The sequence below is a fragment of the Brevibacterium sp. FME37 genome (genome assembly GCF_014897485.1).
In the GTDB taxonomy this organism is placed as follows: Bacteria; Actinomycetota; Actinomycetes; order Actinomycetales; family Brevibacteriaceae; genus Brevibacterium.
The window spans coordinates 32,569-45,252 of the sequence record NZ_JABUYE010000001.1 but is presented as its reverse complement, the minus strand read 5'-3'; the positions used below and the strand labels follow the sequence as shown (position 1 = coordinate 45,252).

At 60.4% G+C, this 12,684-nt stretch carries 10 protein-coding genes; 6 read left to right on the top strand and 4 right to left on the bottom strand.

Annotated elements, in window-relative coordinates:
- Positions 1-240 precede the first annotated feature (240 nt).
- On the bottom strand, positions 241-912 hold the full coding sequence (locus INT29_RS00195) for a GNAT family N-acetyltransferase (RefSeq protein ID WP_193070397.1): 672 nt from the start codon (positions 910-912) through the stop codon (positions 241-243).
- Positions 909-2,225, bottom strand: coding sequence for an MATE family efflux transporter (locus tag INT29_RS00190; protein ID WP_193070396.1), 1,317 nt, complete (start codon positions 2,223-2,225; stop codon positions 909-911). Before INT29_RS00190 ends, INT29_RS00195 begins: the two co-directional genes overlap by 4 nt.
- A gap of 282 nt (positions 2,226-2,507) precedes the next feature.
- On the opposite strand from INT29_RS00190, the gene INT29_RS00185 reads away from it, so the two are divergent.
- Complete coding sequence (locus INT29_RS00185) at positions 2,508-5,192, top strand: HNH endonuclease signature motif containing protein (RefSeq protein WP_226841488.1); 2,685 nt, start codon at positions 2,508-2,510, stop codon at positions 5,190-5,192.
- Positions 5,193-5,232: 40 nt separating this feature from the next.
- Here the strand turns inward: INT29_RS00185 and INT29_RS00180 are convergent, their stop codons facing one another.
- Both INT29_RS00180 and INT29_RS00175 read right to left on the bottom strand, forming a co-directional pair.
- Positions 5,233-6,432, bottom strand: coding sequence for an acetyl-CoA C-acyltransferase (locus tag INT29_RS00180; RefSeq protein WP_193070395.1), 1,200 nt, complete (start codon positions 6,430-6,432; stop codon positions 5,233-5,235).
- Positions 6,433-6,507: 75 nt separating this feature from the next.
- Positions 6,508-7,251, bottom strand: a complete 744-nt coding sequence (locus tag INT29_RS00175) for an SDR family oxidoreductase (protein ID WP_101574784.1) — start codon at positions 7,249-7,251, stop codon at positions 6,508-6,510.
- A 596-nt stretch (positions 7,252-7,847) separates the two neighbouring features.
- Here INT29_RS00175 and INT29_RS00170 point away from each other — a divergent pair.
- The 5 genes from INT29_RS00170 to INT29_RS00150 all read left to right on the top strand — a co-directional run bounded on the left by INT29_RS00170 (position 7,848) and on the right by INT29_RS00150 (position 12,530).
- On the top strand, positions 7,848-8,978 hold the full coding sequence (locus tag INT29_RS00170) for an ABC transporter substrate-binding protein (protein WP_319020806.1): 1,131 nt from the start codon (positions 7,848-7,850) through the stop codon (positions 8,976-8,978).
- 99 nt (positions 8,979-9,077) lie between these two features.
- Positions 9,078-9,944, top strand: coding sequence for a branched-chain amino acid ABC transporter permease (locus INT29_RS00165; protein ID WP_193070394.1), 867 nt, complete (start codon positions 9,078-9,080; stop codon positions 9,942-9,944).
- Entirely contained in the window at positions 9,941-11,056 is a 1,116-nt protein-coding gene (locus INT29_RS00160) for a branched-chain amino acid ABC transporter permease (protein ID WP_193070393.1), read from the top strand. Before INT29_RS00165 ends, INT29_RS00160 begins: the two co-directional genes overlap by 4 nt.
- Positions 11,053-11,826 carry an ABC transporter ATP-binding protein gene (locus INT29_RS00155; RefSeq protein WP_101574780.1) on the top strand — a complete coding sequence of 258 codons (774 nt, stop codon included), beginning with the start codon at positions 11,053-11,055 and terminating at the stop codon, positions 11,824-11,826. Before INT29_RS00160 ends, INT29_RS00155 begins: the two co-directional genes overlap by 4 nt.
- Complete coding sequence (locus INT29_RS00150) at positions 11,826-12,530, top strand: ABC transporter ATP-binding protein (RefSeq protein WP_193070392.1); 705 nt, start codon at positions 11,826-11,828, stop codon at positions 12,528-12,530. Before INT29_RS00155 ends, INT29_RS00150 begins: the two co-directional genes overlap by 1 nt.
- The last annotated feature ends 154 nt before the right edge of the window (positions 12,531-12,684 follow it).

Here is a 12,684-nt window from a genome sequence, read left to right as displayed (position 1 = left end):
TTCTCCTCATCATTTCATCATTGAAAATCGTGCGGGCGACGTGCTAAATGCCCGTGGTTCAGCTCTATCACGGACATCTGCGTCTCGTCATGCTCCGGCTTAAGAATAATGAAGTGCATTCACCCTAATGAAGATGTTCACGGTCCGAGACGCACCCCTGTAGGACGTCCTCCTCGACACTTCGGCCTCGCCGAGGTTGTCCGGCTGTAGCCTCGCCGAGGTTGTCCGGCCCTGGCTCGGTTACTTGAGCTGACGTACGAGGATGTCTGCATCCCCATTGCGTCCAACAGTGACGAATCCGTGGTCGTGGTAGAGGCGAGCCGCGCCGTTTCCGTCTTCGGCCGACAGGCTGACGGCAGGGAATCCGCTCATCTTCGCCAATGTGCACACGACTTCGAGGAGCATGCCGCCGATGCCCTGGGACTGGTGCTCGGGCAGGACCGCCATCGACAGTTCGGGAATGTCCGCGGCCACCCAGCCGTATCCGGTGAACCGCGACCCCACCTCGGCGGTGGTGCCGGTGGTGCCGGCGGTGGTGCTGGTGGCCTCGTTCGATTTCTCGATCACGGCATCGAATGCGGCCAGCCGCAGCCACGCGAGACCGACGATCTCTGGGGCGGATTCCCCGGCAGCGGAGTCTTCGGAGGATTCTCTTCCGTTCGGGGCCTTCGCATAGGCCGCGACCGCGATGTCACCGTCGCGTCCCCAGTCCTTGAAGTAGAAGGCTGCATCGTCACGCTCGCGGAGCTCGTCGACCTCAATCCGCGGTTTGTCCATCGACCAGTTGAAGCACAGGTCGAGGAAGGGCAGAAACACCTCGTCCGGGGTCTGCGCGCTCAACGGACGGATCCTCGATTTGAGTGCGGACCGGCGGCCCACCTCGGCGGGCTCCTGATTCTGACGTTCGTTCATGAGGTTCCTTTCTCGACCGCCCGAGCGATCCACCTGCGGTTGCGCACGCGCCATCCCAAAGTCAGCGCACGGAGGCCGACGAAGCCAATGCAGAACGCAGCCCACAGTCCCAGAGCACCGGGCCAGTAGAGGACGATCGGAATCAGCAGAATCGCATATCCGGCCACTGCAACCAATTGTGCCAGAGCGAGATATCTGGCGTCCTCGGCTCCCATGAGGACACCATCGAGGACGAAGACATAGCCGGCGATGGGCATGCTCAGGGCGAGCACGGGAAGCAGGCTCGTCATCAGTGCGACGACAGCCGGGTCCGAAGAGAAGCCGCTGGGAATGATTCCGGCACCTGCGAAGAGGATGAGTCCGACGACGATGCCGAAGACGACGCCCCACAGACACAGCCTGCGATTGATCGCGGCCACCGCGTCGACCTTCCGTGCGCCCAGCTGCAGTCCGATCAGGGCCTGGCCGGCGATGGCCAGTGAGTCGAGGGCGAGCGCGAGGGCGAAGAAGAGGCTCTGGGCGACTTGGATTGCGGCGAGCTCGGTCGTTCCCATGGCCGTGGCAAGGAAGATGAGGATGATCAGTGCTGCGCGCAGGGACGCATTGCGCACCAACAGCCACCCGGAGGTCTTCGCCGAGGACAGCACCCCGGACCAGTCGGGCCGGAGCGTGGCGTGGAATCGTCGTGCGCCTCTGATCGAAATCACCACGTAGACGGAGCACATGCCGGCTTGGGCGATCACGGTGCCCAGCGCGGAGCCCGCGACGCCCATGTCGAGGCCGTAGATGAAGAGCGCGTTCAACCCGATGTTTGCGATGCATCCGCCCGCCGCCACCATGAGTGGTGTGCGCGTGTCCTGGAGCCCGCGCAGCAGCCCGGTGGCGGCGATGACGACGAGCATGAAGGGCAGTCCCCACCAGGAGATGGCGAGGTAGGAGTGTGCGCCCTCGGCGATCTCGGAGCCGGGCTCGAACGCGGCGATCAGTGGCTTGAGCAGGGGCAATCCGATGACCAAGAGCACCACCGAGGTGCACAGAGCGAGCCAGATACCGTCGAAGCCCGCATTGATGGCACCGGGGCGATCCCCAGCACCCATTCGCCTGGCGACCCGAGGAGTCGTGGCGTAGGCGAGGAAGATCATCAGTCCGAGGACGGTCTGCAGGATCGTCGACGCGATCGCCAACGATCCCAGAGCACCGGCGCCGAGGTGGCCGACCATGGCCGTGTCAGAGAGCAGGAAGATGGGTTCGGCGATCAGCGCTCCGAGGGCCGGAAGTGCCAGTCGGAGAATGTCTTTGTCGATCGCTGCCACAGACCGAGTCTAACGAATCGGGGCTCTGCCCTCCATATCAGTGCCGAATGAGATCATATAACAACAAGCACATCTAGATGGTGATAGTCATCGACAAGCACCTTTTCGCGATGCTATAGAGGTCACTCGATATTGAGTTTCGAGCGAAATTTCTATTTTCTTTCTTTATTTATTCGAATCTCTCTATCTATCGGTTCTATTACCAGATATACTGCAGATAGGTGCCAATGCCATCACACGCACTTCACAGAGCAGTGGAGAGGGGGCAACGCAATGAAGCACATGAACGACGACAGTTCGGACTCCGGTGCGCGTTCGGTCGACACCAGTTCGTCAGCCTCCAGTGGCCGTTGCCTCGATATCGACGAGGACTCCCCGTTCAGGGACCTTTCAGCCGTCTACGCCTGCAGCGACCAGGCCCAGTTTGCTGCGCTGGATGCCACCAGCGGCATCTTCGTCCGCGAGGTTGCGCACTACCTCGGACTTGCCGGCCCCGACCTGACGATTCCCTACGACTTCGCGTCTCTTGCGGAGACCGTTCTTCGTCGCTGCCGTAAACGCACCCGCAACGGTTCTACAACGAGTGCCACGGCAAGCGCCGACGCAGCCAGCACAGCAAGCGAGGACAGGGCTGATGGTAACGACGGCGCTGACAGTAACGACAATGCAGGTGACGAAGCTAGTGACGGCGAGACTGCGAATCGCGGGACTGCTGCGTCCGTAGGCGAACAATCTCCCACTGTCTCTACTCCGTCAGCTTCGAGCACATCGTCGGCCTCGGGCACCTCGTCGGCCTCGGGCACCTCGTCAGCCTCGGGCACCTCGTCAGCCCCGAGCGCCTCGTCGGCCCCGAGCGCCTCGTCGGCCCCGAGCCGAAAGAAGGACCGCGGAGCTGGCCGCAGAATGCGTCGTGAGCAGCGGGATGCTCGAGAGTATCCGGAGCCGCTTCCAGACTTCCCGGCATTCAAACCCTCGTCGACGTTCAATGGCTGGACGCATCAATACGCCTGGGCTGAAGACATCTGCGAGTATTCGACACTCCTCGGCGCCACCACGTCGGGAGCCTATAAGCACATCACCTCTGCGATGACTTTGGTGCACGGACTTCCGAAGTTCCACCAGCGTTGCATCGATGGTGATTTCACCATCGAACATGTCGCCTTCGTGACCCGTCGTTGCAGAGACGTCGCGTTCCGGTACCTGCCGAGCATTGATGACTACCTCGCCGACAGGCGAGCAGACATCACAATCGAAACGTTCAAGCGCTCTCTCGCACTGAAGATCGCGGCGACTCAACCAGCACAGGAAACCATTGAGAAGGTTGCGGTCCGCCGCCGGGTCGACATCAGCACGGGCGATGACGGGACCGCCTATCTCACTCTCACCGGGCCAGCTCCAGAACTCCACGCCTGCTACAGGAGGGTCGAAGCATTCGCTCGAGCCGTCTACAAGGGAAACATCGAAGCATTCGACGACCAGCTGAACCCGGACGAGAAGTTCGACGATGATCGCGGCATCGATGCGCTGATGTTCGACATACTCACTCGCACTCGACCCCAGCTGAAACTTCGCATCACCAGTAACAACACCACGACCGGGGACACATCAAGCACGGATTTTCCGATCGATGGCCTGTTCGCAGGACCTGACGGTGTCCCTATGTCGCCCGAGGAATCGATGCTCGCTTACATCGAACGAACCTTCGGACAGATGAGCGACGAGACGTCAGCACCGGCCGACGGCGACAGCCAGGAACATACTGCCAGTCAGGGACAGGCCGGGTCCGACTACTGGCTGCGCGACCCGCGCTTCTTCGAAGCCATGAACAACAGTCGACCGGCACCCGGTAAAGCTTTCTGGCCACCAGGAGCCGATCCGCAGACACCGTTCGACGCTGATTCCTCACCCCCGCATGACGGATCATCATGTGCCGTCAGTTACGAGGTTCTCCTCGACCTACCCACCCACGAATACTGGCTCTCCCATCAGGCTCGGACGACGATCACCGTCCCTATGCTCACGCTGCTCAGCGAAGTCCTCGGCGCCTCCGGTGACGATGCAAGCGCAGCAGCTTCTCCCACACCGGAGACGGAAAGCAACAGCGAATCCCCACCCGTAGACACTGAAAAGGCAGATGTGTGCGATTTGGCCGGGATGCTTCCTGACGGTTCTCCACTTCCAGCTGACATGGCGCGCAGGCTCGCCGCGTATGCATCGACATGGACACGTATCCTCACCGATCCGGCGACCGGCACGCCACTCGACGCAAAGGCAACCAGCTACACGATCCCCAACAGCATCCGCCAGCCCCTGGCAGCCCAGTGGATGAACTGCACGATGCCCGGATGCACCCAACGTGCCGAGCTCACAGAAGTCGACCACATCATTCCCTTTGACCACGCCAGCCCAAAGACCGGTGGCCACACCCGATTCGGGAACCTGCACAACCTCTGCAAACTCCACCACCAGGCGAAGACGGACCGGAAGTTCTCAGTCAGAATGACCGAACCTGGGCGGCTCGAATACATCTTCAGACACGGAATCACCACCGAGGTCATACCGCCCGACAATCCGATCAATGTCGAGCACGCCGAGCTCTTCGTCAAGTACTTCGCGACACCCCCACCTCAAACGACCGCCCCACCGCCGGCTGCGTGCTCGACAGATGTACCACCGCCAGGAGCCACCCAACCACCGGCTGACGCCCCGACGAAAGCTGCTTCCTCGAGGAGAGCTGCCCCTTCTGATGCGAAGGCTCCCCCGAGACAAGACGACCGACAGAAGAAGTCCGCGACGGCAGAAGAAAAGCCGCCGACCACGCAGTCACAAACTGCGCAGTCGACGACTGATCCTGCAGGGGAAGGCCAGTCCCCTTGCTGGGCCGAATACGTCGACCCCTTCTCCAGCCAGCCCGCTCAGAACACAAAGCAGTGGTTCTGGGACACAGGTGAGCAACCGCCCTTCTGACGGCTCGCCAGATGATGTTGCTTCAGCCGGCTACATTGGCTCAGCAGACTTCGAAGAGACCTGCAGCGCCCTGACCTCCGCCGATGCACATCGTGACGACGACATACTTGACTCCCCGACGACGACCTTCAATGAGCGCGTGACCGACAAGACGGGCACCGGTCATTCCGTACGGGTGACCGACAGAGATACCGCCACCGTCGACGTTGTACTTCTCAGGATCAATCCCCAAACGTTCACGGCAGTAAAGTGCCTGCACCGCGAAGGCTTCGTTGAGTTCCCACAGTCCGATGTCATCAATCGAGAGCCCCTGCGCCTTGAGCAGCTTGGGAATAGCGAAGACGGGCCCGATCCCCATTTCGTCGGGATCACAGCCGGCCACTGCCATACCTCGGTAGATGCCCAGCGGCTCCAAACCTCGGCGGCTCGCCTCATCACTCGACATCAGCACCGATGCAGAAGCGCCGTCGGACAGCTGCGAGGCATTGCCCGCAGTGATGCTCGGAACCTTCGACGCATCGCCGGGCTTGAGCACAGGGTTCAACCCCGCCAGGCTCTCCAACGTCGTCGAGGGGCGGTTGCCCTCGTCACGCTCGAGGGTCACCTGCTGAGTCGAGGTTTCCTTCGTCTCCTTGTCGACGACGATCTTCGTCGTCGGCAGCGACACGATCTCATCGTCGAAGCGGCCGGCCTCCTGAGCGGCTGCGGTCCTCTGCTGCGAGGACAGCGAATATTCGTCCTGCGCTTCACGACTGATGCCATACCGCTCAGCGACCACCTCGGCGGTGGCGAGCATCGGGTAGTAGATTCCGGGAACATGCTCGACCAGCCATGGGTCCTGCGCCCGGTACATGTTCATCTTGTCGTTCTGCACCAGCGATACCGACTCAACGCCGCCGCCGACTGCGATTTCCTGACCGTCAAAGAGGATCTGCTTCGCTGCGGTCGCGATTCCCATCAGCCCCGAGGAGCACTGACGATCGATCGTCATACCGGGGACTGTTGTGGGGAAACCTGCTCGCAGTGCCGCCTGCCGAGCGACGTTGGTGGACTGGCTGCCCTGCTGGAGTGCGGCACCGAAGACGACGTCTTCGACCTCGCCTCCTTCCAGCCCCGCGCGTGAGACTGCGTGGGAAATGGCATGGCCCGCCAATTCCTGGGCCTGAGTGTTATTGAACGCCCCTTTGTACGCCTTTCCGATCGGAGTTCTGGCGGTGGAGACGATGACTGCTTCGCGCATGACGAGCCTTTCTTCAGTGAGGTGCGTCGGACCTGAGTTCGCCGCGATGGTGGTGGGACCAGATTTCGCTCCGGGTCAGTCCTTCGGGCCTCCGGCCACATAGATGACCTGTCCGGAAACGAAGCCGGCACCCTCGGAGGCGAGGAATGATGCTGTGTGAGCAATGTCTTCGGGCTTGCCTGTGCGCGCCACAGGAATCTGTCCGACTCCTGCTGCGATGAAGTCCTCATAGTTCACGCCCATGCGCTCTGCGGTGGCTTTGGTCATGTCAGTTTCGATGAGACCGGGGGCAATCGCATTGGCGGTGACTCCGAACTTGCCGAGCTCAATCGACCACGTCTTAGTCATCCCCTGGATCCCTGCTTTGGCTGCAGAGTAGTTCGTCTGACCGCGGTTGCCCAGTGCGGATGTCGACGACATCGACACGATGCGCCCGAATTTCGCTTCGACCATGTATGACTGGACGGCCTTGGTCATCAGGAACGCCCCGCCGAGGTGAACGGAGAGGACCTTCTGGAATTCCTCGTGGGTCATCTTGAAGAGCAGATTATCCCGAAGAATGCCGGCGTTGTTGACGAGAACGGTTGGTGCACCGAGAGTCTCTGCGACAGTCTTCACAGCGGATTCGACGGAGGCTTCGTCAGAGACATCGGTATCTACTCCCAGCCCCTTCATACCTGCGGATTCGACAGCCTTGACCGAGTCTTCAGTAGGGCCCATGTCGAGGATCGCGACGTTCATTCCGTCCGATGCCAGGCGCTGGGCGATAGCGGCTCCGATGCCGCGGCCGCCGCCAGTGACGATTGCTGTCCGAGTCATGACGATTTTCCTCCGAAATGATGGTTCGTGGTTAGATTGCGGCGAGAGTGACCTGGATCTCCCTCTCGCAGCTTCCACAATAGACCACAAAAGTTACTGAACGATTGTTTGCTCAAAAAAAGAGGGATCTCGGCTCGCGCTCGGCCTCCACCCTGCTTCGACTCTGCTTCCTACCGCCTTCCGTTCGCTCCCTGACCGACCTGCGTCCGGCGACTGACCTGCGTCCGGCGACCGTCCGAGCTCCGGCGACCGTCCGAGCTCCGGCGACTCCGACAAAGACCACTGCAGAAGCACCCGCGCAGCGGACCAGGTTGCAGCGCGGTAACGCCGAGAGCAGAATCAGAGATTTCTATAAAGCGATTGACATCACATTTGATGATGTATAGGTTCCATTCTAAGCCTCAATCGAATAATCGTTCAGATAGGCTCCGGGCTTCCGTTCAGGCATCCCGACAATTTTGAGGAGCACTGTCGCTCCGTCTCACTTTTCAAAGGAGAAAAGATGACCTCAATCCCGAGAAGGGCGAGCCGTCCTGTGCTTGCTGCGGCCGTCATCGGCACATTTGCACTGGCACTCGGCGCGTGCGGTGGGGGCGGTGGAAGCGGCGACTCCGGCGGTGATGAAGTCGGTCGTCATCGGCTATACAGGCCCCCTGAGCGGCGGCGGCGCTGCCTACGGAGAGAACGTTCAGACGGGCCTTCAGATGGCTGTCGACGATCTCAACAAGGACGGGCTCGAAGTCGATGGGAAGAAGGTCACCATCGAGCTCAAGTCACTCGACGACAAGTATGCGCCGTCCACAGCGGCCAGCAACGCACAGCGACTGGCAGATCAGGACAAAGCCCCAGTCGTCGTCTCCCCCAATGCCGGCGCAATCAAAGCGATCCAGCAGATCAACGATGGGCGATCGAAGTTCATGATCTCCGCGTACACCTCGGATCCTGCAATCGTGCAGTCCGACAATCCGCTGACGATGATGATTCCGCCGAACTTCGAGTCGTATGCCAAGCCGTTCACCGAACAGGGAATGAAGCACGGCGGGAAGAAGCTGGCTTTCCTCGGCACCCAGAGCGAATACGGTCAGCAGTGGACGAAGGCGATCACGGACGAGTGGAAGAAGGCGAACGGCAAGATCGGGGCTGACAACAGCATTGACTACGCCACCGTGTCTGACTTCGCAGGCCCAGTCTCGAAGGCCCTGTCCGAAAAACCGGACAGCATCTTCGTCGGTGGTCCCTCGCAGCCGACCGCGCTGATCATGGAAGAGGCGAAGAAGCAGGGCTTCAAGGGCAGCTTCCTCGTGATGGACCAGGCGAAGCTCGACGAGATGGCAACCGTGACTAAGCTCAAGAACCTGACGAACTCCGTCGGGGTGCTTCCCGTCAAAGAATACAAGGATCCGGGTACAAAAGACTTCCTGAAGCATTTCGCGGAAGTTGCCGGTGACAAGAAGGTGGCGACCAGTGAGACTGCGCTGAACTATCAGAGCATCGCCATCATCGCCAAGGCTATGGAAGTCGCAGGCACAACCAGCGATCCGGAAAAGATCCGGGCTGCAGTGCCCGACGCCCTCAGCAAGGTCGATGACAAGTACAAGGTCAACGGCTTCCCAACCGAAATCTCGGATCAGGGCCATCTGGTCAACCCCGACCTGGATATCACTTATCTGAACAAGGACGAGAAGTACACGAAGGTTCCCGTCGACCAGGTATCCGACACCAAGTAGTCACCACCGTCTAGTCACCATTGTCGGCGCTTCCCGCAGCGGGGTATGAGCTTCATACCCCGCTGTGGCGCCGTCTGACGTCCTGTGAGGATTCGCTTCATGACCCTTTTCATCCAACAGCTCTTCAACGGCGTTGCGCTCGGCGGTGTGTACTGCCTTGCCGCGATCGGTCTCACTTTAGTCTTCGGCGTCCTGCGCATACCCAACCTCGCGCACGGTTCGCTGTACATGCTCGGCGCCTATGTCACGTACTTCTTTCTGACCACTGTAGGTGTTCCCTATGTGGCCGCCATCGGCATTGCAGCACTCGTCCTGTTCGTCCTCGGCGTGCTGCTCGAACGCTTGGTCTTCCACCCTCTGCGCAACTCTCCGCACACCCATCACATGATTGCGGCCATCGGCGCCATGTTCTTCTTCCAGGCCGTAGCACAGGCGATCTGGGGCGCCGACTTCCGACGAATGGAGACACCGATCTCCGGAAGCCTGCATATTCTGGGCGCCGAGATCTCCGCACAGCGCATCGTGATCATCGTGACTGCGATCGTCGTGCTCTCTCTGCTGACTTGGTTCATCAAACGCTCCATCCATGGTCAGACGATTGAAGCCATCGAGCAGGACAGAACCGGCGCGGCTCTGGTCGGAATCAACCCCGCCATGGTCTCAATGCTGACATTGGGTCTGTCCGCGCTTCTGGTCACCATCGCGGCCGGCCTCGTGTCTCCCATCAACCTCCTCTCCCCCACGATGGGTGACTCGCTCAACCTCAAGGTGTTCGCAATCATCATCCTCGGCGGGCTCGGATCATTGCCAGGTGCCATCGTCGGCAGCTTCGCTCTTGCGATAGCGGAGACGATGACCTCGACGTACATCTCTTCGGCTGTCGGCGAAGCAGTGGCCTTCGTCGTTCTGGTGGCGGTGCTTGCGATCAAACCCACGGGCCTGTTCGCAAAGGCGGTGCAGCGATGAATGCGCTGAAGAATCCCCGCATCCTCGGAACCCTAGCCGTGCTTCTCATCATCGCCCTGACTCCGGTGGCTTTCGGCGATGAGAATTACATCATGCGCGTGATCACCATCGGCCTGTGTTCGGCGATCGCCGTCTACGGAATGAACATCATCCTCGGCTTCACGGGACAGCTGTCGCTGGCCCAGGGCGGCTTCTTCGGTATCGGTGCATATGCAGTCGGTTTGCTGACAACCGATTTCGATTGGCCGTTCTGGCAGGCCTTCGTCGTCGGCGTGGTCGGCACCTCTGCCATCGGGTACCTATCCGGTCTGATCGCCCTGCGAACGAAAGACGAGTACTTCGCCATCTTCACGATGGCCATCGGCTTCATCATCTACCTGACCATCAGTCGCTGGGAGTCGGTGACGCACGCCCATTCCGGCGTCAACAATGTGAAATTCCCCGAGGCTGGGGACATCGTAGATTTCAGCAATCCGACGGCGATGTTCTATCTCGTCTTCATCATCCTGCTGGCAAGTGTCTACATCACCTACGCGATCCGTCGCTCGAGTGTGGGGCGCACGCTGCTGACGATCCGAACCAGCGAAGACCTTGCCGATGCGATCGGCGTCAATGTGGGGCTGAGCAAACAACTCGCCTTCGCCGCATCGGCCTTCTTCGGCGGCATCGGCGGTGGCCTCTACGCCTCCGTCGTCGGCTTCATCGGCCCGGACGCTGCAACCGTAGACAAGACCTTCGAGTTCCTGATGTTCATCCTGGTCGGAGGAATGGGCACCGTCGCTGGACCGCTCGTGGGCACCATGATCGTGACCTTCCTGTTCGAACTCTTCCAAGACTTCCAGGCTTACCGGTTCATCGTGCTCGGCCCCATCATCATCGCTCTTGTGATCTTCGCGCCCCGTGGAATCGTGGGGTATCTGGGAGGGTTCATCGACAAGCGAGCGCGAAAGCGACGAATCGGATCTGCCCGCAAGGATGGTTCTGCTGGAGCGAACGACTCTGACCAGGCAAACGGATCCACTCCTGCTAGGGGTTCGACCGGCACCGACGCTGCTGGTCGCCGGGGAACTGCTGCAGACACCATCACCACTACCGAGGAGGAGGAGAAGTGACGCTGCTCGAAATCAGAGGCCTCGGAAAACGCTTCGGCGGACTCGATGCCGTGAAGAACGTCGATCTTGATGTGCAGGAAGGACAGATCACTGCCGTGATCGGCCCGAATGGGGCCGGCAAGTCAACGCTGTTCAACCTCATCCACGGGTTCTACCGCCCCACCGCTGGGAGCGTATCCTTCAACGGTCGCGATATCACCCACTCGTCACCGCACAACTCGGTCAGCGGAGGAATCGCACGAACATTCCAGACGACGCACCTCTTCGACGACTCCACACTGTTGGAAAACGTCCTAGCTGGTCGCATCGTCCGTTCCAAGTCCAATGTCTTCGACGCGATCTTCCATACTCCGCGACATCGCCGCGAATCCGCACTCAACCATGACAAAGCTCTCGAGGCACTCGAATTCTGCGGTGTTTCCGAATTCCGCCACGATCTGGCGTCTAATGTCCCGCAGGAAGTGCAGAAGCGCACAGCTGTCGCCATGGCCTTGGCAACCGAGCCCGAACTGATACTCCTCGATGAACCGGCTGGAGGCATCCCCGAGGAGGAGACGACGGACTTCGGCAATCTCATTCGCTCCCTGCCCGGTCGCGGGGTGTCGGTGCTGCTGGTCGAACACAAGATGTCGATGATTATGGGGCTTGCGGACACGATCCTCGTTCTCGATCACGGTCAGAAGCTGGCGATCGGCTCCCCCTCGGAGATCCAGAGCAATCCGGACGTGATTCGCGCCTACTTGGGATCGACCCAGAATGAGGAGAACTGATGCTCTCGCTGGAGAACATAAGCGTCGGGTATGACGCGACCAACGTGCTGCACGGGGTGAGCATCACTGCCCAGCCCGGTGAGTTGACGGTGATCTTGGGTGCCAACGGTTCGGGAAAGACCACCTTGTTCAAGACCATCAGCGGACTTCTGCGCACTCGTTCGGGAACGATCGAATACAACGGGCAGACGATCCAACGAACGCGCCCGAACACCATCGTCAAACGCGGCATCGCACATTGTCCCGAGGGGCGACACCTGTTCGGGAAGATGTCGGTGGAGAAGAACCTCCGGTTAGGCACGTACCCGCACAGGGACCGCACCCGCACCGAGGAGATCCTGAGCGAAGTGCTCGAGCTGTTTCCTATTCTGAAGGAGAAGTCAGCCCAACCGGCAGGATCCCTGTCCGGTGGACAGCAGCAGATGGTGGCGATCGGTCGTGCGCTGATGTCAGACCCCAGTCTGCTGATCTTGGACGAACCGTCCATGGGACTGGCTCCCCTGGTTGTCGAGCAGGTGCTCGAGTCGATCGCACAGATCAACAGGAACGGAATCGGCGTGCTGCTCAGTGAGCAGAATGCGAAGGCGTCACTGGCAATCGCTCACCGTGGATATGTGCTGGCAGAAGGACGGGTCGTGCTTGCCGGTGATGCCGAGAAGCTGCTCGACAATCCGCAAGTGCAGGCGGCCTACCTGGGATTGTGAGCGCGGCGTGCGCGAACAGCCCGCGTGCTCAAACAGCCCGCGTACGCAAACAGCCCGCACACGGCTCCCCACGCAATCAGCTCGCTGACGACTTCGACCTGTGATGCTCCGCGAACGTGACGGAGCAACACAGGTCGAATCGCCGCTGGCTTAG

Excerpts from the sequence above, each read along its gene's own strand:
- INT29_RS00165 (WP_193070394.1), top strand. The coding sequence starts at position 9,078 with ATGACCCTTTTCATCCAACAGCTCTTCAACGGCGTTGCGCTCGGCGGT.
- INT29_RS00180 (WP_193070395.1), bottom strand. The coding sequence starts at position 6,432 with ATGCGCGAAGCAGTCATCGTCTCCACCGCCAGAACTCCGATCGGAAAG.
- INT29_RS00175 (WP_101574784.1), bottom strand. The coding sequence starts at position 7,251 with ATGACTCGGACAGCAATCGTCACTGGCGGCGGCCGCGGCATCGGAGCC.
- INT29_RS00185 (WP_226841488.1), top strand. The coding sequence starts at position 2,508 with ATGAACGACGACAGTTCGGACTCCGGTGCGCGTTCGGTCGACACCAGT.
- INT29_RS00195 (WP_193070397.1), bottom strand. The coding sequence starts at position 912 with ATGAACGAACGTCAGAATCAGGAGCCCGCCGAGGTGGGCCGCCGGTCC.
- INT29_RS00160 (WP_193070393.1), top strand. The coding sequence starts at position 9,941 with ATGAATGCGCTGAAGAATCCCCGCATCCTCGGAACCCTAGCCGTGCTT.
- INT29_RS00150 (WP_193070392.1), top strand. The coding sequence starts at position 11,826 with ATGCTCTCGCTGGAGAACATAAGCGTCGGGTATGACGCGACCAACGTG.